The 24,413-nt window shown below is 41.4% G+C and carries 21 protein-coding genes, 1 other RNA gene and 1 other annotated feature; of the genes, 2 read left to right on the forward strand and 20 right to left on the reverse strand.

Features of this window, described 5'->3' with window-relative positions; genetic code table 11:
• Positions 1–103: 103 nt before the first annotated feature.
• The 9 genes from J7E81_RS16270 to cymR form a co-directional block, all read right to left on the reverse strand.
• A complete protein-coding gene (locus J7E81_RS16270; protein ID WP_215043831.1) occupies positions 104–1,168 on the reverse strand; it encodes an AI-2E family transporter in 1,065 nt (354 codons plus the stop codon).
• Positions 1,169–1,267: 99 nt separating this feature from the next.
• On the reverse strand, positions 1,268–1,402 hold the full coding sequence (locus J7E81_RS16275; RefSeq protein ID WP_215043833.1) for a YrzQ family protein: 135 nt from the start codon (positions 1,400–1,402) through the stop codon (positions 1,268–1,270).
• A gap of 54 nt (positions 1,403–1,456) precedes the next feature.
• Positions 1,457–1,648: a hypothetical protein gene (locus J7E81_RS16280; protein ID WP_098529891.1), complete on the reverse strand. Its 192-nt coding sequence runs from the start codon at positions 1,646–1,648 to the stop codon at positions 1,457–1,459.
• 11 nt (positions 1,649–1,659) lie between these two features.
• On the reverse strand, positions 1,660–2,136 hold the full coding sequence (locus J7E81_RS16285; protein WP_215043835.1) for a PRC-barrel domain-containing protein: 477 nt from the start codon (positions 2,134–2,136) through the stop codon (positions 1,660–1,662).
• Between the two features lie 24 nt (positions 2,137–2,160).
• Entirely contained in the window at positions 2,161–4,572 is a 2,412-nt protein-coding gene (gene recD2, locus J7E81_RS16290) for an SF1B family DNA helicase RecD2 (protein WP_215043837.1), read from the reverse strand.
• Positions 4,573–4,603: 31 nt separating this feature from the next.
• Positions 4,604–5,257: a tetratricopeptide repeat protein gene (locus tag J7E81_RS16295; protein ID WP_215043838.1), complete on the reverse strand. Its 654-nt coding sequence runs from the start codon at positions 5,255–5,257 to the stop codon at positions 4,604–4,606.
• 104 nt (positions 5,258–5,361) lie between these two features.
• The gene (gene mnmA / locus J7E81_RS16300; RefSeq protein WP_215043840.1) at positions 5,362–6,480 is read right to left on the reverse strand and encodes a tRNA 2-thiouridine(34) synthase MnmA; all 1,119 of its coding nucleotides are present in this window, start codon (positions 6,478–6,480) and stop codon (positions 5,362–5,364) included.
• Between the two features lie 36 nt (positions 6,481–6,516).
• Positions 6,517–7,659 carry a cysteine desulfurase family protein gene (locus J7E81_RS16305; RefSeq protein WP_215043842.1) on the reverse strand — a complete coding sequence of 381 codons (1,143 nt, stop codon included), beginning with the start codon at positions 7,657–7,659 and terminating at the stop codon, positions 6,517–6,519.
• Between the two features lie 109 nt (positions 7,660–7,768).
• On the reverse strand, positions 7,769–8,188 hold the full coding sequence (gene cymR / locus J7E81_RS16310) for a cysteine metabolism transcriptional regulator CymR (RefSeq protein ID WP_215043844.1): 420 nt from the start codon (positions 8,186–8,188) through the stop codon (positions 7,769–7,771).
• A 221-nt stretch (positions 8,189–8,409) separates the two neighbouring features.
• Between cymR and J7E81_RS16315 the strand changes: the two genes are divergently transcribed.
• Positions 8,410–9,684, forward strand: coding sequence for a replication-associated recombination protein A (locus J7E81_RS16315; RefSeq protein WP_215043846.1), 1,275 nt, complete (start codon positions 8,410–8,412; stop codon positions 9,682–9,684).
• A 64-nt stretch (positions 9,685–9,748) separates the two neighbouring features.
• On the opposite strand, the gene J7E81_RS16320 is transcribed toward J7E81_RS16315, so the two are convergent.
• From J7E81_RS16320 to J7E81_RS16350, 7 genes are all read right to left on the reverse strand, one after another.
• Positions 9,749–10,699 carry an ABC transporter permease gene (locus tag J7E81_RS16320; protein ID WP_215043848.1) on the reverse strand — a complete coding sequence of 317 codons (951 nt, stop codon included), beginning with the start codon at positions 10,697–10,699 and terminating at the stop codon, positions 9,749–9,751.
• Positions 10,692–11,618 carry an ABC transporter ATP-binding protein gene (locus J7E81_RS16325; RefSeq protein ID WP_215043850.1) on the reverse strand — a complete coding sequence of 309 codons (927 nt, stop codon included), beginning with the start codon at positions 11,616–11,618 and terminating at the stop codon, positions 10,692–10,694. The genes J7E81_RS16320 and J7E81_RS16325 overlap by 8 nt, the downstream gene beginning before the upstream one ends.
• 125 nt (positions 11,619–11,743) lie before the next feature.
• On the reverse strand, positions 11,744–12,511 hold the full coding sequence (locus tag J7E81_RS16330) for a tRNA threonylcarbamoyladenosine dehydratase (RefSeq protein WP_215043852.1): 768 nt from the start codon (positions 12,509–12,511) through the stop codon (positions 11,744–11,746).
• 150 nt (positions 12,512–12,661) lie between these two features.
• A non-coding RNA gene (gene ssrS / locus J7E81_RS16335) (6S RNA) lies at positions 12,662–12,856 on the reverse strand.
• 66 nt (positions 12,857–12,922) lie between these two features.
• A complete protein-coding gene (aspS, locus tag J7E81_RS16340) occupies positions 12,923–14,692 on the reverse strand; it encodes an aspartate--tRNA ligase (RefSeq protein ID WP_215043854.1) in 1,770 nt (589 codons plus the stop codon).
• 13 nt (positions 14,693–14,705) lie between these two features.
• Positions 14,706–15,977: a histidine--tRNA ligase gene (gene hisS, locus J7E81_RS16345; RefSeq protein ID WP_215043856.1), complete on the reverse strand. Its 1,272-nt coding sequence runs from the start codon at positions 15,975–15,977 to the stop codon at positions 14,706–14,708.
• Between the two features lie 113 nt (positions 15,978–16,090).
• Positions 16,091–16,327 (reverse strand) — a binding site (T-box leader).
• 59 nt (positions 16,328–16,386) lie between these two features.
• On the reverse strand, positions 16,387–16,563 hold the full coding sequence (locus J7E81_RS16350; protein ID WP_215043858.1) for a hypothetical protein: 177 nt from the start codon (positions 16,561–16,563) through the stop codon (positions 16,387–16,389).
• Between the two features lie 165 nt (positions 16,564–16,728).
• On the opposite strand from J7E81_RS16350, the gene J7E81_RS16355 reads away from it, so the two are divergent.
• A complete protein-coding gene (locus J7E81_RS16355; RefSeq protein ID WP_215043860.1) occupies positions 16,729–18,486 on the forward strand; it encodes an N-acetylmuramoyl-L-alanine amidase family protein in 1,758 nt (585 codons plus the stop codon).
• 90 nt (positions 18,487–18,576) lie between these two features.
• Here the strand turns inward: J7E81_RS16355 and dtd are convergent, their stop codons facing one another.
• The 4 genes from dtd to recJ all read right to left on the reverse strand — a co-directional run bounded on the left by dtd (position 18,577) and on the right by recJ (position 24,392).
• Positions 18,577–19,017, reverse strand: coding sequence for a D-aminoacyl-tRNA deacylase (gene dtd / locus J7E81_RS16360; RefSeq protein ID WP_215043861.1), 441 nt, complete (start codon positions 19,015–19,017; stop codon positions 18,577–18,579).
• 12 nt (positions 19,018–19,029) lie between these two features.
• Positions 19,030–21,225: a RelA/SpoT family protein gene (locus tag J7E81_RS16365; protein ID WP_215043863.1), complete on the reverse strand. Its 2,196-nt coding sequence runs from the start codon at positions 21,223–21,225 to the stop codon at positions 19,030–19,032.
• Between the two features lie 300 nt (positions 21,226–21,525).
• Positions 21,526–22,038 (reverse strand): adenine phosphoribosyltransferase, encoded by a 513-nt coding sequence (locus J7E81_RS16370; protein ID WP_215043865.1) that lies wholly within the window; start codon positions 22,036–22,038, stop codon positions 21,526–21,528.
• Entirely contained in the window at positions 22,029–24,392 is a 2,364-nt protein-coding gene (gene recJ / locus J7E81_RS16375) for a single-stranded-DNA-specific exonuclease RecJ (protein ID WP_215043867.1), read from the reverse strand. The genes J7E81_RS16370 and recJ overlap by 10 nt, the downstream gene beginning before the upstream one ends.
• Positions 24,393–24,413 lie beyond the last annotated feature (21 nt).

Genomic DNA, 24,413 nt, shown 5'->3' on the forward strand with positions numbered 1-24,413 from the left:
TTACGCAAAAAAGCGTTACAGATGGACTACAACATACTCAATCCTTCTACATTTTTAAACAAATATTCTATATGACGAATTATAGCCACCATCAAAACGTTTGTCAATTTGATTCGTTCATAAGATGGTTTTTTGCATGGACTATGCCCACTTTCAGGACAGCTAAAATGGGCACAGCAAGGATTAATCCTAAAATTCCGCCAATTTCACCGCCCGTTGTTAAAGCGGCCATAATCAATAATGGATGCATATGGAGACTCTTTCCGACAATATAGGGAGATAAAATGTTCCCTTCGATAAACTGCAAGCCAAAGACAATCACGATTGTAATAATGACTAATTTCATTGAAACAGTAGCCGCAACAAACACGGCCGGTATGGCCCCAATCAGAGGACCAAAATAAGGAATCACATTTGTAGCCCCTACAATCAGACCTAAAAGCAGCGGATAATTCAAATCAAAAATCCAAAATAATAGCGAAGAGATACTTCCGATGATCACACAAACCAGCAGCTGACCGCGAATATAACCGCCGAGTGAATGATCGGCATCCTTTAGAAATAATGTTCCTTTCTTTCGCCATTTCTTCGGTGTTAGGTACCAGACTGTCCTTTTTAATAACGGATAATCCTTTAGCATATAAAAGGTAATAAACGGAATGATCATCATTAGTAAGGCGGAATTTAACAGATTGACAAGGATATTAACGATAATCGTTAATAAGGAATCAAGTTTATTTTCAAATGCATCAATTCCTTCATCCACCCGCGCCTGAAGACCATCAGGCCATTCTCTTGTATGCTTTTGCAGGAGTGTAATCCATTCCCGATACTGCTCAGCAAAAGCGGGCGCACTTTCTGACAAATCTTTGATTTGATCAATAACAACTGGTATCCCTTTATATAAAGAAAAGCCAATTCCGCCAAAAAAGATAATATAAATGAGGATAATCGCAAGACCACGGTGTAGTCCTTTTTCATGCAATTTCTCCACAATTGGGTGCAGCAAATAGGTAATAAACCCCGAAATAATGAAAGGAAAAATAATCGTTCCAATTATTTTAATAATCGGCATCCATAATGAACTAATCTTAAGGAAAACAAAAATTGCTATTAATAAAAGGAGCAAAAACCCAATTCGATAATACCATTTCACACGAATATCCACGTCAAGGCCCTCCTTCAATTAGTTTTGGAGACTGACGTTGGAAATATACAGCGTTTAAGCTAAAAATCCCCCTCAATGTCCTTGAGGAGGATGATCCATCTAAAATATCGCACGCTTTACCTTTTTCTGAATCCTTTTCATATTGCGGGCTGACATCATATTATTTCTTTGGGCAATATTGTAAGCTGCCATCCCTGCACCAAAAACAAGCATTGTCGTCATCATTTTATTCATCGTCTCACCTCTTCGACAGATTGGCTAGACTAAACATCCCGAGGGAACCCCGGTTTAAATCGTATAACGACGTTCTTCTTCTTCAAACAAATCATCCAAGGAACTTAGTGACCCGTCTTCTTCAACCTGATGGGTATTGATTATCCCTTTGTTAACGGAGAGCTCGATAAAACAATTCCAGCAATAATATTGGTTAATACCTATTTTGCCAATATCTTTGCTTTGACAATTGGGACACTTGAACATGAAAAGACACCTCACGTATTTTTTACATCTACGATAATGGCATCCTTTCCGATCGCAACGGGCTTCCCGGATTGAATGACTTGTTTACCTTCCGTAATCTCCGAAAAGAAGCCATCCGTAATTTCATACCCTACGATTGTGCCCATTTCTTCTTGAAAATATACATCCGTTAACATTCCTAGTGACTCACCGCTCTTAGAGAGCATCATCATCCCATCTAAAGAATGTTGATGGTTTAAGGTATATTCAGGACTCACTTTTAGTTTCTCTAAGTAACTGCCATCCTGGACCATTACCCCATCCCAGCCAAAGGAGGCCACTTTTTCGATCTCAAGGAAATAGAGTTGCTTGAAGAGTATTCCTTTTTTGACCAATAGGCCATTCACCTTTCCGGTGCTGGATATACAAAGATCTGTAATCTCACCTATCTTTGTTCCACTTTTTGTTTCAAAAACAGGCTGCCCTTTTAATAAAGAAAATGTCCGCAAAGAGTTTCCACCCCCGAACATTTCTTAGTTTCCGTCATTTGTTAAAAAATCATAAGGTGTAACGTTTTCCATTCCAACCATAGGATGGACTTGCATTAACTGCTCCTCATAGGATAATTCACTAGAAGAGTTTTCTTCTAGTTGAGTGACAATTGTGATCGATTCCTGCAGCTTTTGGCAGAGTGTCGTTTGCCTTTGAAGCTCATCTGCCCGTTCGACACCCAGCCTGAAGGCCTCTTCCTCCCCGCAAATAATCAACGATTGTTTACTCCTAGTTATGGCCGTATAGATTAGATTCCTTTGCAGCATTCGGTAATAACTTCTTGTGATGGGCATAATAACAATCGGAAACTCACTGCCCTGCGACTTATGGACCGAACAGCAATAGGCATGTGTAATTTGATTTAAGTCCTGTCTGGTATATTCCACTTCTGTTCCTTCAAATGAAATATAGATCATATCTTGTTTTTCAGTATTTTCTTTGGCATAGATAATGGAAATAATTTCTCCAATATCACCGTTAAAAACATTGTCTTCCGGCTGGTTCACAAGTTGAAGCACCTTATCTCCAATCCGGTATTTGACGTCGCCAAACGCTATTTCCTTGCGCTTGCCATCCGGATTAGGATTAAATATTTCCTGTAATAAGACATTTAACCGGTCAATTCCGGCCGGCCCCCGGTACATCGGTGCCAGCACTTGAATATCCTTCGCGGTATAGCCTTTATTCTTGGCATTCTGGGCCACTTTTTCGACAACTTGGGCAACTTGTGCAGTTGAACATCGAATAAATGAACGGTCTGACTGCTTTGCTGTCACATTTGCCGGAAGATGCCCTTTTTTTATATCATGGGCTAGTTCAATAATGGAAGAACCCTCGGCCTGACGGTAAATATCGGTCAGGCGGACGGTTGGAATCCTTTGTGATTGGAGCAAGTCCTTTAAGACTTGTCCAGGTCCAACGGATGGAAGCTGGTCCTCGTCCCCTACCATGATTACTTGGATATGTTCTGGCAGGGCCTTAAATAATTGATTGGCTAACCAGATATCGAGCATCGATGTCTCATCAACAATTAATATTTTCCCCTCAAGCGGACTAACTTCATCGCGGTCAAACCCTTCTGTCCCATTAAAGCCAAGTAAGCGGTGAATCGTTACGGCAGGCAGACCAGTGGATTCGGTCATTCGTTTCGCGGCTCTTCCTGTCGGCGCTGCTAGTAAAATCGGAAACGGTTCATCTTTTTTAAAATAATCCTTTGGTTCAAGTGAACAGCCGTGAAGTTCACCGTATAGCTCGACAATCCCTTTAATAACCGTTGTTTTCCCGGTACCAGGACCGCCTGTCAAAATGAGCATGGGCGACATCAGCGCCGTTTGAATAGCTTCTTTTTGGGACGGGGCATACTGAACACCGAGACGCTCCTCTAAGCCGCCTAAGGCCAGAAGGAATTCAGACTCAGGAAATTGCTCACGATATTCCGTTTGCTGCAAAATTCGGTTGATATTTGTAACTAGCCCTTTTTCCGCAAAAAATAAGGAAGGCAGATAAATACGTTTTTCTTCACCAATAATCTTTCCTTCTTCTTCAAGCTTGATCAGTTCGCCAGAGATATCCGTAAAGTCAATTTGATCGCGTTTGTTCTCTTCTAAAAGTGACTTGACCTGTTCGAGTAAAGTCTCTGCATGTAAATAAACATGACCTGTTTGCATGCTTTCATTTTCGAGTGTATAAAGGCAGGCTGCCTTGATCCGGTCAGGGTGATTTCCTGAGATTCCAAGCTGGTAACCTAGTTCATCTGCCCGGCCAAATCCAATCCCCTCGATATCCTCAACAAGCTGATAAGGGTTTTTTTGAATAACCGAAAGCGTTTCGTCTTTATACGCTTGATAAATACGCATCGATATTTGCGGTCCAAATCCATATTGATTCAGGGCTACCATTACCTGTTCAAGCCCTTGATGTTCCATTAAGGTATCATACAGCATTTTCGCTTTTTCAGGAGGAAGCTTTGGAATGGAATCGAGTAAGGATGGCTGATTGAGAATCTTGGAGATGGCATTCTCGCCAAGTGTCTCAACGATGTTTTCCGCTGTCTTTTTCCCGATGCCTTTAAACATTTCACCTGATAAGTAAGCAATAACCCCTTGTTTGGTCTGCGGCATATCCTTCCGAAAATGTTGGGTATGAAACTGAACCCCAAACTTAGGATGTTCTTTAAATTCTCCAAAAAACACATATGTTTCTTGTTCATGAATTTTTGGAAAATAACCGGTTACCACTGCTTCTTTGTCATCATATTGATCATTGGTTTCATCGACACGGATTCTAAGGACCGTATAGAGGTTTTGCTCGTTATGGAAAATGGTTACAATCGGTCTTCCCTTTACGAATTTTCCTTGCTCAGCGAATAAATCAAGGGTGTCTTGTTTTTCCATTCTGCTCCCTCCTTTCCGTTCTAATTAGTAATTAGAGATTTTGTTCAAGTAATTTTTTACCGTGGCCAGCGAGCAGGTGATCCGGCTGAATTTCTAATGCTTTGTTAAACATTGCTAGTGCTAGTGTCTGATCTTCTTTAAATGCATATGAGACGCCCAAGTTATAATAAGCATCGGAATGGTCGGGATCTAGTTCGATGCATTTTTCTAGCTGGATGATGGCTTCATCGATGATTTCATTCTGTGCCAGGCATAATCCATACTGGAACCGGGCTTCTGCATCGTTTTCGTTCAGTTCGACACTTCGCTGCAGGTACGGGAGAGCCAGTTTGCCTTGATCTAACTGCAGGAGGGTAAGACCTAACATAAAATATGTGTCACTTGAGTCGAGTCCTTTTTTCATGGCTTGCTCAAAACTATGCTTTGCTTCTGCGAAGCGGTCGTGGCTAAAAAGGACGTTTCCGATACTATAGTAAGCAGCTGCGGCGTTTTCGTCTATTTCGATGGCTCTTTGGTAGAATTTGATTGCTTTTTCATCGTCGCCTACTGCTGATAGAACATTGCCAAAATTAATATAAGCAACTGGGTCTGTAGGGTTTTGTTCGATCGCGTCGTTAAACGCTTTTGCTGCCTCTTCCCAGTTACCTTCTTGCATGTATTGTACACCTAATTGGTTTTTATCCATTTTTTCAACTCCAATCCTAAATGAAAGTATATCATATTTTAATCAGTATTTTTCCGCCAAATAGTAGAAAAGCCCTGATTCCAGCGAGGGAATCAGGGACTTAGTTAGCCAACATATGTTAAACGTTCACCATTTTTATAAACTTCATCAATCGTTCCGCCTCCAAGGCATTCGTCTCCTTGATAAAAAACAGCGGCTTGTCCAGGTGTAATCGCTCTGATCGGTTCATGGAACAAGACTTGAACCTTATCGCCTTCTAACAGGCGAACTGTGACTTTATGGTCCTCCTGACGATAACGGAATTTCGCCGTGCATTCAAATTCAGCTGGTTTTTCACGGTTTGAAACCCAGCTGACATTCACAGCCGTAATCGCATCGGAATAAAGTTTTTCATGATAGAAGCCTTGGCCGACATACAGGATATTTCTTTTTAAATCCTTGCCAATCGCAAACCATGGCTCGCCAGATCCGCCAATCCCAAGGCCATGACGCTGACCGATTGTATGATACATCAGCCCCTCATGTCTTCCTTTGACTTCACCTTCAAACGTCTCCATGTTTCCAGGCTGTGCAGGGAGATATTGCCCTAGGAATTCTTTAAAATTCCGTTCGCCAATAAAACAAATACCGGTACTGTCTTTTTTGGCAGCAGTAGCAAGTTCTGCCTCCTTGGCAATTTCCCGAACTCGAGGCTTTTCAAGGTTACCAATCGGGAACATTACTTTACTTAACTGCTCCTGGGATAATTGATTTAGGAAATACGTTTGGTCCTTATTTTCATCAAGACCGCGAAGCATTTTATATTCGCCATCACGGTATTCAACCTGGGCATAGTGTCCTGTTGCTAGATAATCGGCACCCAGGTTCATCGCATGTTCCAGGAAGGCTTTAAATTTGATTTCTTTGTTACACATTACATCAGGATTTGGCGTCCTGCCCGCTTTATATTCATCAAGGAAATAGGTAAATACCTTGTCCCAATATTGTTTTTCAAAGTTAACTGCATAATAGGGTATGCCAATTTGATTGCAGACACGAATGACGTCCTCATAGTCTTCTGTAGCTGTACAAACGCCATTTTCATCGGTGTCATCCCAGTTTTTCATAAAAATTCCGATGACATCATAGCCCTGTTGCTTTAATAACAGCGCTGCAACAGAGGAATCGACTCCACCTGACATCCCTACTACAACACGTGTATCCTTTGGATCCTTTCTTTCCATGTTTTCACCTCTCTCGTTTAACAACTTCCTCTTCCTCTATTTTTTCAGGCGCTTCACAATTTTCGCTATTTCTTCAGCTGCTTTACTGACATCTTCCTTCGTCGTAGTAAAGCCAAAGCTGAAGCGGATGGAATTGGTCAGCCGCTCTGATTGTTTACCAAACATGGCAACAAGAACATGGGATGGCTCAATCGATCCAGCCGTACATGCTGAGCCGCTTGATACAGCAACACCTGCTAAATCAAGGTTGACTAACATCGCCTCCACACTAGTTCCCGGAAAGCTTAAGTTTAATACATGTGGCAGACAATATTCAAGCGATCCGTTTATGTTAAATTCAACCTGTCCATCATGCAGTTTTTCAAGTAATGTTTCCTTCAGTTCAACAAACTTTTCGCGCTTGGCCGGACGCGCTTCACTCGCAATTAAAACCGCTTCATGAAAGCCAACGATTGAGGCCACATTTTCCGTCCCGGCCCGGCGTTTTCGCTCTTGGTCACCGCCAAAAAGGCGTGGCGCCAATTTAACCGTTGACCTTGCATAAAGAAAGCCGACCCCTTTAGGGCCATTAATTTTATGAGCGGAAACCGATAATAGATCAATTTTGCTTTCGTTAACATCTATGTCTACTATTCCGTATGCTTGGACGGCATCAGTATGAAATAGGGCTTGATGTCCTTCAAGCAGTTGGCCAATTTCACTAATTGGCTGTATCGTGCCTACTTCGTTATTGCCGTACATCACCGATACTAGAATTGTATCTTCCCTTAATGCCGCTTGCAGGTCACTCATGGAAATTCTACCTGTTTCATCCACTGGCAGATAGGTTACTTCAAAGCCCATTTTTTCTAATCTTTTGCAGGCATGGAGAACGGCATGATGTTCAACCTGGGTTGTAATCACGTGCTTGCCCCTCGTTTGATAGCTTTCAGCTACACCAAATAATGCCATATTATCGGCCTCAGTGCCGCCGCCTGTAAAAATAATCTCGGTTTCCTGGGCTCCGATGCTGCGGGCAAGTGCAGCCCGCGCTAAATCAATATAATGACGTGCCTCTCTCCCGTAGGAATGAATGCTAGAAGGGTTCCCAAATGTAGCATTCATAATCGTCATCATCTTGTCGATCACCTTAGGGTGCATCGGACTTGTTGCGGCATGGTCGAGATAGATTCGTTCCATTATTACACCTTCAATCAAATAATTCTCATTTATCATTCAGCTAAAAACGGTGAAGTATCATTGAAATAGTGGTCAGCGCACTAGAACAAACTCACTGTTATTTTTAACCTTAAATATAAAACATATAACCCTCTGGCTCCTGGTCTTCACTATGGCTGGCCAAATCTTCTAGCGTCGTATTGTCTAAAACATCTCTAATGGCATCGCGAATTCGAATCCAAAGCTCACGCTTAGCAGGTTCTTCATCCTCTATTCCTTCGACAGGGGTAATCGGTCCTTCTAACACGCGAATCACATCGCCTGCAGTAATTTTTGAAGGCGTACTTGTTAATTCATAGCCGCCATACGCCCCTCTGATACTTTTAACTAAGCCGGCATTCCGTAATGGAGCAATTAATTGTTCTAAGTAATGCTCGGATAGTTCATTTGCTTGAGCAATCGTCTTTAAAGAGGTCGGACCTTCACCATGTTTTTTAGCTAGTTCGATCATAATCGTTAAACCGTAACGACCTTTAGTTGATATTTTCATCTCTTGCACCCCTATTCGTTAATGGATCTATTATATTAAAAAATTCTTAGTAAATTGATAGGCATTCAAAATTATATCATATTCTTGTTTAATATGCTTTTTCAAGGGAAAATGGTAAAGTTAAATTAGGAAAGTCTATTTTACAACCTATAAATGAAAAGTTTATTTACCTTATATTAATATTTTGAGCAAGGCATGAGTTCAATTTTGGAGAGATGATTATGCAGCAAAAACCATTAGCATTCCGCATGCGTCCACGAACGATTGAAGAAATTGTCGGGCAGGAGCATCTTGTTGGGGATGGAAAAATTATTGCAAGAATGGTGAAAGCAAAACAGCTGACATCAATGATTTTATATGGACCGCCGGGAATTGGCAAAACCTCGATTGCAAGTGCTATTGCAGGAAGTACAAAATATGCCTTTCGAACCTTAAATGCCGTAACGAATAATAAAAAAGATATGGAAATTGTGGCTGCAGAGGCAAAGATGTCGGGAAAAGTCATTTTGCTTTTAGATGAGGTCCACCGTTTGGATAAAGCCAAACAAGATTTCCTTCTTCCTTATCTGGAAAACGGAATGATTGTCTTAATAGGAGCCACAACCAGCAATCCCTATCATGCGATTAACCCGGCGATTCGGAGCCGTTGTCAAATATTTGAGCTGAAGCCCTTAGCACCTAATGAAGTGAAGCAAGCCTTATTGCGGGCACTCAAGGATGAAGAGCGTGGTTATGGAAAAGAAAAAGTAGACATTTCCGAGGAAGCATTACTGCATTTTGCCCAAGGTTCGAACGGGGATGTTCGCAGCTCCTTGAATGCATTAGAACTTGCCATTCTATCAACAGATAAGAATGAGGATGGTGTGATCCCGATTGATGTGGAAACGGCTGAGGAGTGTTTGCAAAAGAAAAGTTTGGTTGCCGATAAGGATGGAGACGGTCATTACGATGTCCTTTCAGCCTTTCAGAAGTCGATTCGCGGGAGCGATGTCGATGCCGCCCTCCACTATCTTGGCCGGTTAATTGAAGCAGGTGACCTTCCTAGTATCAGCCGCAGATTGATCGTGATCGCTTATGAGGATATAGGATTAGCTAATCCTCAAGCAGGGGCACGGACGTTAGCGGCAATTGAAACAGCTGAAAGAATTGGATTTCCCGAGGCAAGGATTCCACTCGCAAACGCGGTGATTGAACTGTGCTTATCCCCTAAATCAAATTCAGCGGTTCTGGCGATACAAGCGGCCCTTGATGACATTCAAAAAGGAATAGTCGGAGAAGTGCCAGATCATCTAAAGGATGCCCATTACAAAGGCGCAAAAGAGCTTGGCAGAGGGATCGGCTACTTATATCCGCACGACTTTGAAAACGGCTGGGTACCGCAGCAATATTTACCGAACAAACTAAAAAACAAAAAATACTATCAGCCTAAGAAAACAGGAAAATTCGAACAAGCTCTAGCTACTGTCTATGAAAAATTAACAAGATCAAAAAAGTAGAAAGAGTAGAAACGGTGACAGGCACCATGTGAATTCTTCACATGGTGCCTGTCACCGTTTGTGTTTATGCTGCTACGTCTCGTTTTTGGAAGACGTAGAAGGCGAGAAATTGGAATAGGGCGAAATAGATGACTAACATGATTATCGAGAAGGGGATCGTCATGCCTTCAACTAGCGGCGTTCCTTCAAAATATTGCATTAAATCTGTGTTGGCAAATAAAACATATTTAGCCCAGTCAAATTTCATTGCTAACAAAGCGGTAAACTGACCACCGGTAAATAGTAAAAATAAGGAAAGTCCGATCGCAAGGGAACTGTTTCGAAACACAGCAGACATCATAAACGCCATTGTTACTAACATAATCGTATCAATGGAACTCAGCCCATAATAAATGAGTAAATGGACAACTATATTTTGTTCGGTCACATGGCCATTATAATAATTTAAATAGGGAACTGCTTTATCAGGCATACCAAACAAAATCGCACCCAATAGGCTGGAGAAAATAAACATAATGGCCAACATTAAAATAGTAAATAATAGCACTGTCACATACTTTGCGAATAAAATTTTAGTCCGATTAATCGGCCGGATCAATAATAGCTTAATGGTTCCCCAATTAAACTCACTGGCCACAATACCTGCAGAGATAATAATAATAAAAACACCTGCCAGTAAAATCAGCTGTGATGAATCTCTAACAAACGACCAAACGGTATATTTCTCTTTTGGCGGCATATCATGTTTAATTCGATAATCATTTATTGCAATTTCTTTCTTGAAATACTGCTTTTCCGTATCAGTCCGGCTTTTCACCATCTGTTGCTTTAGGGCATCATTTTCCTCTTTTAAAATTTGCTGCCAATTTTTATCTTGCTGAATGTCCATACTATTTTGTTGAGACTTAATCACAATGCCAACCAGGGCTAGAGATAAAACCAAAATCGCAATCATAACAATGGTTCCTGGTCGTCTAAAAATTTTCATCAATTCGTTTTTGATTAAATTAACCACGTACAGCCGCCTCCTTTTCTGATGTCACTTCAAGGAAGCGATCTTCTAATGTTTTCGCTACTTCTTTTATCCCAAATACCGAAATCTCCTCAGCCACCAATAACTTTACCAAATGAGGGATTTCCTCTTTATCTATTTCAACAGTTAATCCGTTTCTAGAACGATTTGCTTTATGATTTGGATAATTGGCCGTTAACAGATCCAGCGCCTTATCGCAGGGAACTACTTCTAATTCATATGTGGTTTCAGTGCTGTGAACAAATTCTTGGACAAGCTGTACATCTACCAGCCTGCCATCTTGGATAATCCCGATTCGGTCACACATCATTTCCATTTCAGATAATAAATGACTCGAAACGATCACTGCCATATTCTTTTCTCGGGCGAGCAGGCGGACATAGTCACGAATCTCTCTTATACCTGCTGGATCTAACCCGTTAGTAGGCTCATCAAGGATTAAGACATTCGGGTCATGCAAGAGGCACTGAGCCAGACCTAACCGCTGCCTCATTCCAAGCGAATACGTTTTTACCTTTTCATGGATTCGTTCCGATAAACCCACCAATTCTACTGTTTCGGCTATTTTTCCCATTGAGATACCTTTTGACATTCGGGCATAATGAACTAAGTTCTGATACCCGGTCAAAAATTTATACATTTCGGGATTTTCAACGATTGCTCCGACATGACCAACAGCCTGTTCAAACTTTGTTTTAATACTAGCCCCGCCAATAAGGATGTCTCCGGAGGTAATCCCCATTAAGCCAACAATCATTCGAATCGTTGTCGTTTTCCCTGCTCCATTTGGACCTAAAAATCCAAACACTTCCCCTTTATTTACTTGGAAACTAATCCGGTCTATTATTTTTCGCCCTTTAATAATCTTAGTGACATCTTTTAGTTCTACAATTGTCTCCAAATTCTCATCTCCTCTCAACACAAACAATCCAATTTAAGTGTACCTGAATCTAGCAAAAATTTCCTTAAATTCAAGTCTGATCGAAAAATAAAAACCCTAAACCTCAATAGTTTAGGGCTAACAGTTTATTTCTCATCTGCAACACGCTGAATTTTAATGTCTTTTAACAATTGTGTTACCACATAACTTGCCATAATCAAACCGGCTGCCGATGGTACAAAGGCATTGGATGCTGGCGGCATTTGTGCTTTACGGATTGGGGCATTTTCATTTCCCACTTCTTTTTTGATATCCTCACGAATCACAATTGGACTTTCATCAGAAAAGACAACTGGAATACCTTTATGAATCCGCTCTTTACGAAGTCTGGTACGAATGACCTTTGCAATCGGATCCGTGTGCGTTTTCGAAATATCGGCAATCTGAAACCGGGTTGGATCCATTTTATTTGCTGCACCCATGCTGGAGATAATCGGGATATTACGTTTAAGGCATTCTTTCATGAGGTGAATTTTATAAACAATGGTATCAGAAGCATCGACAACAAAATCCAATTTATGACTAAAAATCTCTTCATACGTTTCTTCGGTATAAAATATTTTTAAAGGAATTACTTCACAATCAGGATTAATATCCTTAATCCGCTCGGTCATGATGTCCACCTTTGGTCTGCCGACCGTTGACAAAAGGGCAATCAGTTGACGGTTGATATTCGTAATGTCAACATCATCTTTATCAATTAAAATTAATTTACCCACACCGGATCGGGCTAAAGCTTCAGCCGCAAACGAGCCAACTCCGCCGATTCCTAAAACAGCAACCGTGCTGTTTTTCATAATTGTTAATCCTTCTTTACCAATAGCAAGTTCGTTTCGAGAAAATTGATGCAGCATTAGATTCACTCCAAATTTATAATCACTTTTATATATTTTTTCACCATAAGAATATATCATACCCACTTATAAAAACAAGTAATTTAGTAGGAATTATTCAAAAAGAAACACCTTCTGCTTCTGCAGAAGGTGATAGTTTAGAAAATAACGAAGAGTCCCAATGGTGCCGTTGCTAATGATCCTTCGTTTTGATCCCGCTACTAGCAGGTGGGTGTCCTGTTTCCGCGATTGTAAGTCCCTATACCGTATAGGTGGGGCATTTACGCATGGCAGAAAACGCTAGACTCCCGAATCAATTATGTTCGGTCAAAACTTCAGGTAACACAACGAACAGTTCAGGACTCTTCTTTAATTGCCTTTATCATACCATAATTTACAACAGTCATCAAGAATTATGAAAGCGAATTCTTGTTATTTATTAACATTTAATGACAAATTTAATTCTTTTAATTGTGCCTCGGAAACTTCACCCGGTGCATCCGTCAACAGGCAGCTTGCACTCGCTGTTTTAGGAAAGGCAATCGTATCCCTAAGGTTAGAACTGCCAGCAAGAAGCATAACCAAACGGTCAAGACCAATCGCGATTCCACCATGAGGCGGTGTTCCAAATTCAAATGCATTTAAGAGGAATCCGAACTGTTCTCTTGCCTCTTCAGGAGTAAATCCTAGAACGCTAAACATTTTTTCTTGAACCTCACGTTCAAAGATCCTTAGGGAGCCGCCGCCAAGTTCATAACCATTTAAGACAATGTCATATGCTTGAGCACGAACTTTTGAAGGGTCCGTATCTAACAGTTCAAGGTCTTCTCTAAACGGCATCGTAAATGGATGGTGGGCAGCATAATAACGGCCTTCCTCCTCATCATACTCTAAGAGCGGCCAGTCCGTAACCCATAGGAAGTTAAACTGACTTGGGTCAATTAAGCCTAATTCTTTTCCAAGTTTGAGTCTTAAGGCGCCAAGTGCGTCGGCGACAACATTTTTCTTGTCAGCTACAAAAAGAAGTAAATCTCCATCTGTTGCTTCAAGCGTAGCCTTAATCGCTTGTGCATCTTCCTCAGAGAAGAATTTTGAAATTGGTCCTTTTAATCCTTCGGCTTCAACCTTTAACCAAGCAAGCCCTTTTGCGCCATAGACAGCAACGAATTCGGTTAACGCATCAATATCTTTACGCGAATAGTTTTCTGCTGCGCCCTTAACATTAATCGCTTTTACCTGGCCGCCATTTGCAACAGCTGCTGCAAAGACTTTAAAGCCAGAATCCTTCACGATTTCAGAAAGATCGACAAGTTCTAAGCCAAACCGGGTATCTGGTTTATCCGATCCAAAACGGCTCATTGCTTCTGCATAGGTCATCCGCGGAAAGCTTGCAGGGACTTCTACCCCTTTAACTTCTTTCATTAATCCAGACAACATGTTCTCCATCATGCCCATGATGTCTTCTTGGCTCCAAAAGCTGGTTTCAATATCGACTTGAGTAAATTCTGGCTGACGGTCGGCACGCAAGTCCTCATCACGGAAACAACGCGCAATTTGATAATAACGTTCAACCCCGCCTACCATCAATAATTGTTTAAACAATTGTGGTGATTGCGGCAATGCATAGAACTCACCAGGATGGACACGGCTAGGAACTAAATAGTCACGTGCTCCCTCTGGAGTACTTTTTGTTAAAATTGGTGTTTCAATATCTAAGAAACCTTCACTGTCAAGGTAGTTTCGAATATGTCTTGTTACCTGATGACGCATCTTCAGTGTTTCAAACATAACTGGACGGCGGAAATCTAAATAGCGGTACTTTAAGCGGACATCTTCTGAAGCATCTGTCCGATCAGAGATCTGAAACGGCGGAGTTTTCGCTTCATTGATAATCGTTACTTCTTCAGCTTGCACCTCAATTGTTCCGGTTGAAATATTTTGATTGACGGTTCCTTCTTCACGACGAACAACAGTTCCAACCACATTCAAAACATATTCGTTGCGGATTTTTTCTGCTGTTTGCAGTGCTTCTTTTGATAAATCTGGATTAAATACAACCTGAACAATTCCAGAACGGTCGCGCAAATCAATAAAAATTAACCCGCCTAAATCGCGGCGTTTTTGAACCCAGCCCTTTAACGTTACCTTCTCCCCAACTGCTGACTCTGGAACTTCCCCACAAAAATACGATCTGCCAAACATGATTATCCCCCTTTTAAGCTTGTAATTCCTGAAATTGTTTAATAAATGTGTTTAGGTCAAATTCTACTTGTTCACCTGTAGCCATATTTTTAACATTAATTTTATTATTTTTAAGCTCGTCGTCTCCGAGTACTGCTACATATTTAGCTTTTAAACGGTCAGCGGCTTTAAACTGGGCCTTGATTTTCCGGTCAAGATAATCTCTTTCCGCTGAATAGCCAGCCGTGCGGAGCTGCTGCAATAGTCCAACCGTATAATCTTTTGCTTCTTCGCCAAGTGATGCTAAAAACACGTCGATTCCCTGGTTGATTTCAAGTTCAATGCCTTCGGCGTTAAGGGCCGCAATAAACCGTTCAATACTTAAAGCGAAGCCGATACCAGGCGTTTCCGGACCGCCGATTTCTTCGGCAAGCCCATTATAGCGCCCGCCTCCACATAGGGTCGTAATGGCTCCAAATCCCTCCGCATTACTCATAATCTCAAATGCTGTGTGATTATAATAATCTAAGCCGCGAACCAAGTTTGGATCGACCTCAAATGGGATATCAAGCAGCGTTAAATACTGCTGTAGTTTTTCAAAATAGGCTTTTGAAAAATCATTTAAGTAATCCAGGATGGAAGGTGCTGTTTTCATTAGTTCATGATCACGGTCCTGTTTGCAATCAAGGATTCGAAGCGGATTTTTTTCAAGACGATTTTGACAGTCATGACAAAATTCGCCAATCCGCGGTTTGAAGTGATTGACAAGCGCTTCACGGTGGGCTGTGCGGCTCTCTTTATCACCAAGACTGTTGACTATAAGCTTTAACTTACGCAAGCCCATTTCTTTGTAGAGATTCATCGCTAACGAGATAACCTCTGCATCAATTGCTGGGTCATTACTCCCTAAGGCCTCTACCCCAAATTGGACGAATTGGCGAAAGCGGCCTGCCTGAGGCCGTTCATACCGGAACATCGGTCCCATGTAATACAGTTTTACAGGCTGATTAGCAAGGCCAAACATTTTCTTCTCTACAAAAGAGCGGACAACTGCTGCTGTTCCTTCTGGTCTAAGTGTTATGCTGCGTTTGCCCCTGTCCTCAAAGGTGTACATTTCCTTTTGGACAATGTCCGTGCTGTCACCGACACCTCTTGAAAAGAGGTCTGTATGTTCAAAGATTGGTGTACGAATCTCTTGGTATTGATATTTTTCACATAGTTCTCTGGCTTTTGCTTCAATTAACTGCCACTTTTCAACTTCACCAGGCAGAATGTCCTGCGTACCTCTCGGAATGCTAATAGACATGGTGTATACCTCCTTTATAAACATAAAACTTATGTATATATAGTTAAATGGACACAATAACAGGTGCTTGCTTTTTCTGGAAAAACAAAAAAACTCCCATCCCTTGTAATTATACAAGGGACGAGAGTTTGGTTCCCGCGGTGCCACCCTAGTTGAAGAACATCATACATGCTCTTCCTCTTAAACAGTTAACGCCTGCTACGTTCATCTTCTACTAAAGCGCTGCTTTTTCAAAGAGAAGCCTACGGAGTGTTCTTTCACTAAGGTACATGGAGAAATGCTCTCAGCCTAAGGCACTTCTTCTCTTTCCATGGATGATCTTAATTACTATGCTCCATCATTGGTTATCCCTAATATGACTTATATTTATTTAATAATACGGAGCAACCGTGGTAATGTCAAGAAAGATTTAAGACCTTCCTAAGTGTTTTTTTAACTTTCTGACATCGCCCATTGTGATCCCAAATTCCGATGCAAGCTCAATCGAGTTCGTATGACCTTCTTTTTGAATAAAGTCATGGAAATCCACCCCAAAAAGACGGCCCTCCATTGATTGTATGTTCATGCCTTTCTCACTTGATCTCATCAACAATCACCTCAGTCTTTTTTACTAGTATTTCCACTCTGGAAAAAAATTTGCATGTTTTTGTGATTTTTATGGTTTACTTCTAGTAAAATTGGCGCAATTAACCAATTAAGGAATGAATTTCTGGCTTTTTTACGATAAAATAAACAGATAAAGGAGGTTACGATGACAAAAAAGTATACACTGCTCTTATTCACTATTATTCTCGCTTTCGGTACCTTTCTGCCGCAAGAAATAGGCAACGCCTCAAGTGGTTCGGTAACGATATCCACGGATACTGTAAATGTCCGCAGCGGCCCAGGATTAAGCTATCCCAACATCATGACAGTAAAACGCGGCGAACAGTATCAAATTGTAAAAGAAAAAGATGATTGGATTGAGATTAAATTATCGTTTGGCCAAACTGGCTGGATAGTCAATTGGCTCGTCACGAAGGACGATGAAACTAGTTCAGGCCCCGAAGCAACAAGTACTGGAGGCAAAATTGCAAAGGTTAATACTGATCAATTAAGGATCCGTTCCGGTCCTGGGACAAGCTTCCCGATGATCGCCTCGTTAAATCAAGGTCAAGAAGTGACAATCCTTGATCAGAATGAAAACTGGTATAAAATCAGCAGCTATTTTGGAGAAGGATGGGTCATACGGGAATTCTTAAACATTCAAACCAGTGATAATACTACTTCCCCAAAATCATCTAAACATACTGAAATGGGGACAGTGAATGCCGATACGATCAACATAAGAGAAGAGCCTAACGTCTCAAGTTCAACGGTTGGAAAACTGACAAACGGAACAGATGTGACGATTATCTCCCAACAAAATCAATGGCTGAAAATCAGTTATTCAAGTATAGAAGGCTGGGTTAAGGCGGAGTTTATTGACACTCAATCAGAGATTTCAAATGATACCCAAAAAGAAAGTGTAACAGGGGTAACAGGAACCGTATCTGCGGAAAGTCTCAGTGTCCGTTCAGACGCATCGTTAAACGCCGATATCATTGGTAGTGTTTCAGAGGGACAACAGTTTACTATTTTAGATGAAAAATATAATTGGGTAAAGATAGAGTTTCAGTCCGGTAGTTTTGGCTGGGTTTCAGGCTTGTTTCTTGAGAAAACCACTGCTTCCGCTAAAGAAAAACAACCGTTAAAGGTAACTACTGTTACAATTTTACATAACGGCACAAATATCAGAGAAGAAGCAGATGTCCAATCCGATGTAGCTGCCCTGGCTGACGAAGGAGATCGGTTTTCGGTAAAAAGGATGGTAAATGACTGGTACGAGGTACAATTAAGGAATGGAAAAACAGGCTACGTCGCTGGCTGGATTGTTTCAAACAATGGGTCCAGTCCGCAAATTCATAAAGGCGGAGCCGAGAGCTACCTTAAAAATAAAACTATTGTCCTCGACCCCGGACATGGTGGCGAGGATACTGGAACAACAGGTACGAATGGTACACTAGAAAAACAGCTAACACTTCGAACCGCACGACTACTATACGATAAATTAAGTGCGGCTGGAGCCAATGTCTACCTTACTAGAAGTACGGATACATTTATTTCCCTGCCATCTCGGGTGTATGCGGCCACAAAAAATAGTGCTGATGCCTTCATCAGTCTGCATTACGACAGTACCCTGGACGACCGAAGTTCACGGGGAATGACAGGCTATTATTACTATGACGATCAAAAAGGATTGGCAGATTCGCTTTATACTTCAACCATTGCTCAAACAAAATTGGATGGGCGCGGAGTAAGATTTGGTGATTTCCATGTCATCCGGGAAAACAGTCAAACAGCTGCTCTCATTGAGCTGGGCTATTTAAGTAACCCGCAAGAAGAAATTACCCTTAACTCAAGTGTGTTTCAAGAAAATGCAGCTTCAGGACTATATGATGGCTTAGCGCGGTATTTTAAAAATAACTAAACTAAAGCTCTGGAGGATGATGCTTCCAGGGCTTTTTGTGGTTAGCGGGCGCTCCCACTAAAAAAAGCCCGGCACGAATGCCAAGCCAGCCTACTTACTTTCTACAATCAACGTAACAGGTCCATCATTGATTAATTCTACATCCATCATGGCGCCAAACACACCCGTTTCAACCGTAATCCCTTTGTCCCGAAGCATCTGATTAAAGGCTTCATATAAGACCACTGCCTGTTCGGGCCTTGCAGCGTCCATGAAGTTTGGCCGCCGCCCTTTCCGGCAGTCACCATAAAGGGTAAACTGAGAAACCGAGAGAATTTCACCGCCCACATCCAATAACGAAAGATTCATTTTCCCCTCATGATCATCAAAAATTCGAAGGTTCGCAATTTTATCCGCTAAATAGAGGGCATCTTCTTCTTTATCCTCATGTGTCACTCCAACCAGCAGGACAAAGCCTTTCTTAATCTGCCCGGTTATTTCACCATCGACAGTAACCTTAGCTTTCTTGCTGCGCTGCACTACTATTCTCATGCTAGAAACTCCTTAATTCATAATCCGGCGAACTGAATAAATGTCCGGGATTTGCTTAATGCGCTCCACAACCTTTTGGAGGTGGCTGACATTGTGAATGGCAATTGACATAATAATTGTTGCCATTTTATTACGGTCCGACTTCCCGCTAACAGCTGAAATATTGGTCTTCGTCTCACTAACCGCTTGGAGAACCTCATTAAGCAGCCCCTGTCTGTCATAACCGCTGATTTCAATATCAACGTTATACTCTTTACGATCGTTTAAGGAAGATTCCCACTCAACCGGAATTAATCTAGATTGAGCGTCGTTCGAATCAATATTTGGGCAATCAGAACGGTGCACAGACACTCCGCGTCCTTTTGTGATAAAACCGACAATCTCATCACCCGGAACAGGATTACAGCATTTTGATAACCGGATTAACAGGTTATCAATCCCTTGCACACGTACACCTGATTCTCGCTTTTTCGTCGACGGAAAGGCTTTTAAATCGGTAATCGCATTCGCAATTGTTGCTGATTGTTCTTTATCCCGCTTTTTCCGCCACTTCTCGGTTAAACGGTTGGCCACCTGCAAGGCGGTAACGCCGTTATAGCCGACAGCAGCATACATATCTTCTTCATTGGAAAAATTAAACTTTTCTGCAACCTTTTTAAGATTATCCGGTGTTAAAATTTCTTTTATATCGAATTCCATTGTACGGATTTCTTTTTCAACCAGTTCTTTGCCTTTAATGACATTTTCATCACGGCGCTGCTTCTTAAAGAACGCACGAATCTTGTTCTTGGCTTGTGATGTTTGAGCGAGCTTTAACCAATCCTGGCTCGGTCCGTACGAATGTTTTGAAGTGAGAATCTCAATAATATCGCCAGTCTTCAATTTATAATCAAGGGTGACCATTTTCCCATTCACTTTGGCACCTATCGTCTTATTGCCGATTTCGGAGTGAATCCGATAGGCAAAATCAATCGGAACAGAGCCAGAAGGCAATTCGATCACATCACCCTTTGGTGTAAAAATAAATACCATATCGGAAAATAAGTCAATTTTTAATGACTCCATAAACTCTTCGGCATTGGCGGTATCATTCTGAAACTCAAGAATTTCCCTAAACCAGGTAAGCTTTTGTTCAAAGGTAGAGCTGTCGCTAATCGTCTTACCTTCTTTATAGGCCCAGTGGGCTGCTACCCCGAATTCAGCAATTTGGTGCATTTCGTACGTACGAATTTGCACTTCAAGCGGATCTCCCTTTGGACCAATAACTGTGGTATGCAATGATTGATACATATTCGGCTTTGGCATTGCGATATAGTCCTTGAAACGCCCTGGCATTGGCTTCCAGCAAGTGTGAATAATGCCAAGAACGGCATAGCAATCCTTAATACTATTGACCACGATGCGTACAGCCAGTAAATCATAAATTTCACTGAATTGTTTATTTTGCAGGGCCATTTTACGATAGATGCTGTAAATATGCTTTGGGCGTCCTGAAAGCTCGGCTTTAATCGATACTTCATTTAAGCGGCTCTTCACTTCATCGACGACATCATCCAAATATTGCTCGCGTTCGGCCCGTTTTTTCTTCATTAAGTTCACAATCCGGTAATACTGCTGTGGATTTAAGTATCTTAATGCGGTATCTTCTAACTCCCATTTAATCTTAGAAATACCTAGACGATGAGCTAAAGGTGCAAAAATTTCAAGTGTCTCATTTGAAATCCGACGCTGCTTCTCTACTGGAAGATGCTTAAGTGTCCGCATATTATGCAAGCGGTCAGCAAGTTTAATCAGAATGACGCGGATGTCCTGTGCCATTGCTACAAACATCTTCCGGTGGTTCTCCGCCTGCTGCTCTTCATGAGACTTGTATTTTATTTTCCCTAACTTTGTAACCCCATCAACAAGCATTGCCACTTCGCTGTTAAAAGCCTCTGTAATATCCCCTAAGGTTACATTGGTATCTTCTACAACGTCATGGAGAAAACCAGCCGCCACCGTTGCCGGGTCCATTTCAAGGTCCGCTAAAATACCGGCAACCTGAATCGGATGGATAATATAGGGCTCTCCCGATTTTCTATATTGTTCACGATGGGCATGTTTCGCATACTCATAAGCCTTTTTGACTAATTCAACATGCTCATCATTTAAATATTTTCTAGTCTTGTCGATGACTTGGTCGGCCGTTAACACTTGATCGTTCGCCATGAAATCACCTTTATTTTCATCTCATTTTTTATATCAACGTATTTTGTAAGTTACCTTATGGTCTGAACAAAATATCTATCTATATGAATGCTTTTCTAAAAAAAATTGTTACTAAATTAGAATGATTGTTACTATTATCGAAAAAATTTGCCGAATTGTAAAGGGATTGGGCTGTTTTTTTACTAAAATACGATATTTTTGTCGTTTTTATTGTTTTGTCACACCCAATACAGGGTAAAAAACCCGCCTTTTTCATTATATAAAGAGAGCACTCGTATCCTGAGTGCCCTCATGCCTTTATTAATAGTGCATCAATGTTAGAACATCGTAGCCGTCTAATTTATTGCGGCCTTCTAAATAGCTTAATTCCACTAGAAAAGCAATTCCGGCTACCACACCGCCAAGCTCTTCTACCAATTGAATCGTTGCTTCGATCGTACCGCCTGTTGCCAACAAGTCGTCAGTAATTAACACACGTTGACCAGGTTGGATTGCATCTTTGTGGATCGTTAGTACATCCTTGCCATACTCCAATCCGTAGCTTACCTTAATGGTTTCTCGTGGCAGCTTACCTTCTTTGCGGACTGGGGCAAACCCTACTCCTAACGAATAGGCTACCGGGCAGCCAATAATAAAGCCACGTGCTTCTGGTCCAACGATAATATCGATTTGCTTCTCTTTTGCATAAGAAACAATTTGATCTGTTGCGTATCTATAGGCTTCACCATTATTCATTAAAGGGGTGATGTCTTTAAATTTAATCCCCGGTTTTGGCCAATCGGGTACGATTGTTATAAATTCTCTTAAATCCATTCTTTAATTGCCTCCTCAGATTCAACCGATCCTTGAATGACTTGATCGAACCAGCCTTTTAATTCTTGAAAGGAGGAAAACAATAATTCTCTTTCAAGAGCATACTGGGCCTGTTTTGTTTGATAAGTTTGGGAATCAGTCAGGTCACGCTTTGGCGCTCCCGTATTTAAAGTGATAAATCCATTGTTTATTGTAACAAAATCTAGTTCAGAAAACACCTTTGACATAAATTTAATCGTTTCCTGCGACCAGCCGCGATGTTTCGCTATGGTTTCACCATGGAGTTTCAAGTCGATTGGGCCTTTTTTTAACAGGAAGGCATAGAACCATTTGAAGTGGTCGCGGGTTGGCAGGGTGGAAAAATAATCGCTTGCTTCTTTATAAAAATAAGTATAAATCCTTGCAGGCTCTTTTCCGGCTACTAATTCTTTTACATGATCCTTGGTTGGCGGGAAATCAACTAAAGCAATATTGGCTCCTAATCCATCAAAGGCTTTTGCATCTTCAATGTTTTGGATAAGGTTTACCTCAGACCGCAACTCTTTGTTTATTTTTTCAAGGTGATCTTGATTAAAAATAATAATTTTCCTGTTTTCAGCAGGTACAATCGTTTGGATGTGATTCGCTCGTTTTTGTCCGCGCAAATCAAATAATTGCCACGAATGGACAGCCATATCGTGAATAAAGATTTGTGGTTTACGATTATTATTCCATTCATTAATAGATAATTCTCCAATTAATGAAATTTTTGAGACAGGAGAAATTTGGTCAGCAAGCGAACCTAAACCAAACCCTACACCATCAAGGGTGGAGCCTTCTTCATTTACTAAGACCTTTAAATGATTTTGTCCACTGCCAATCTTTCTCATACTCGTAATCGCCACATTATCGATTAACACTTTGGGCTTCGGGTTATCCATGCCAAACGGAGCGAGCAAGCTTAGTTCATCTAAGGAAGCTAAACTAATATCTTGAAGATGTAATTTCTCATCAAGCTGCGTTATTGGGATTAAATGTTCATCTGTCAGCTGCTCATCAGCGAGGCGGTTAAGGCGCTCACGGAGTTCAGCAACGTCTTCAAGTTTCAATGTCATCCCAGCTGCCATCGGGTGACCGCCAAAATGGGGAAGAAGTTCTCTGCATGTCGATAGATTTTTAAATAAATCATATCCGAGAATACTTCTTGCCGAGCCCTTAGCGACACCTTTTTCCGAATCAAAGTTAAGCACGATGGTTGGCCGATAGAACTTTTCGACAAGTCTTGAAGCCACAATTCCAATTACACCAGGATTCCAGCCTTCTTTCCCAATCACCAATACTTTATTGGTCTCAATCGGGTAGTTTTTTTCAACCTCGGCGATTGCTTCGGCCGTAATGGTGTTGACGATCTCCTGCCTTGTCTTGTTTAACGCATCCATTTCTTCAGCCAAACTTTGAGCTTCCTCTGGGTCTTCTGTTAATAACAAATGAACGGCTAAATCTGCATCTTCAAGCCTGCCGACCGCATTAATTCGTGGTGCAATTGTAAACCCAATCGTTTCTTCATTAATCGCCTTAAGGTCAACCCCAGCAACTTTTAAAATAGCTCTCAGCCCAATATTTTGGGTTACTCTCAGTTTTTCAAGACCTTTTTTGGCAATCAGGCGGTTTTCGCCTTTCAACGACACTAAGTCAGCAATTGTCCCGATGACGGCAATTTCAAATAAATGATCGGGAACTTCCCCGTATAAGGCATGGGCCAGTTTAAAAGCGACACCGACTCCGGCCAGTTCGCGAAATGGATAAGTGCTGTCAGGCAGTTTGGGATGAATGATGGCGAGTGCCTCTGGTAAAACCGGTCCAGGTTCATGATGATCGGTAATAATTAGGTCCAAGCCAAGTTCTTTTGCAACAGCTGCCTCATGCACAGCCGCTATTCCTGTATCTACGGTGATAATCAGTTTAATACCATTTTCCGCCGCTTGACGGAATGCAGATTCATTTGGTCCATATCCTTCTCTAAAACGATTAGGGATATAGAATTGGACATTTGCCCCTAAATCGCGAAGTGTAATCATTAACACCGAGGTGCTGCTTACTCCATCGGCATCGTAATCCCCAAAAATGAGAATAGGTTCTTGTTTTTCAATCGCCTCTTTAATTCGATCAACCGCTGTTTCCATTCCTATAAGTAAATATGGATCATGAAACCCATCTTTTCCAAATAAAAAATACCGAGCAGAATCTACGGTATCCAGTCCACGGTTTACAAGCAGGGATGCAACCAGAGGTGTTATTTTCAATTCATTTACAAGCATTTGGGCAAGTTTATGATCAGTTTTGCGAACAATCCAGTTAGACTTTGATTTTAACAATTGTACGTTCACCCCTCAGAC

The organism is Bacillus sp. ISL-18 (assembly GCF_018613415.1).
GTDB lineage: Bacteria > Bacillota > Bacilli > Bacillales > Cytobacillaceae > Neobacillus.

What these genes read in the sequence shown, in the direction of transcription:
- J7E81_RS16275 (WP_215043833.1), bottom strand. Translation starts at nt 1,402, where the DNA reads ATGAATAAAATGATGACGACAATGCTTGTTTTTGGTGCAGGGATGGCA.
- J7E81_RS16280 (WP_098529891.1), bottom strand. Translation starts at nt 1,648, where the DNA reads ATGTTCAAGTGTCCCAATTGTCAAAGCAAAGATATTGGCAAAATAGGT.
- recD2 (WP_215043837.1), bottom strand. Translation starts at nt 4,572, where the DNA reads ATGGAAAAACAAGACACCCTTGATTTATTCGCTGAGCAAGGAAAATTC.
- J7E81_RS16295 (WP_215043838.1), bottom strand. Translation starts at nt 5,257, where the DNA reads ATGGATAAAAACCAATTAGGTGTACAATACATGCAAGAAGGTAACTGG.
- mnmA (WP_215043840.1), bottom strand. Translation starts at nt 6,480, where the DNA reads ATGGAAAGAAAGGATCCAAAGGATACACGTGTTGTAGTAGGGATGTCA.
- J7E81_RS16305 (WP_215043842.1), bottom strand. Translation starts at nt 7,659, where the DNA reads ATGGAACGAATCTATCTCGACCATGCCGCAACAAGTCCGATGCACCCT.
- cymR (WP_215043844.1), bottom strand. Translation starts at nt 8,188, where the DNA reads ATGAAAATATCAACTAAAGGTCGTTACGGTTTAACGATTATGATCGAA.
- J7E81_RS16315 (WP_215043846.1), top strand. Translation starts at nt 8,410, where the DNA reads ATGCAGCAAAAACCATTAGCATTCCGCATGCGTCCACGAACGATTGAA.
- J7E81_RS16330 (WP_215043852.1), bottom strand. Translation starts at nt 12,511, where the DNA reads ATGCTGCATCAATTTTCTCGAAACGAACTTGCTATTGGTAAAGAAGGA.
- aspS (WP_215043854.1), bottom strand. Translation starts at nt 14,692, where the DNA reads ATGTTTGGCAGATCGTATTTTTGTGGGGAAGTTCCAGAGTCAGCAGTT.
- hisS (WP_215043856.1), bottom strand. Translation starts at nt 15,977, where the DNA reads ATGTCTATTAGCATTCCGAGAGGTACGCAGGACATTCTGCCTGGTGAA.
- J7E81_RS16350 (WP_215043858.1), bottom strand. Translation starts at nt 16,563, where the DNA reads ATGAGATCAAGTGAGAAAGGCATGAACATACAATCAATGGAGGGCCGT.
- J7E81_RS16355 (WP_215043860.1), top strand. Translation starts at nt 16,729, where the DNA reads ATGACAAAAAAGTATACACTGCTCTTATTCACTATTATTCTCGCTTTC.
- dtd (WP_215043861.1), bottom strand. Translation starts at nt 19,017, where the DNA reads ATGAGAATAGTAGTGCAGCGCAGCAAGAAAGCTAAGGTTACTGTCGAT.
- J7E81_RS16365 (WP_215043863.1), bottom strand. Translation starts at nt 21,225, where the DNA reads ATGGCGAACGATCAAGTGTTAACGGCCGACCAAGTCATCGACAAGACT.
- J7E81_RS16370 (WP_215043865.1), bottom strand. Translation starts at nt 22,038, where the DNA reads ATGGATTTAAGAGAATTTATAACAATCGTACCCGATTGGCCAAAACCG.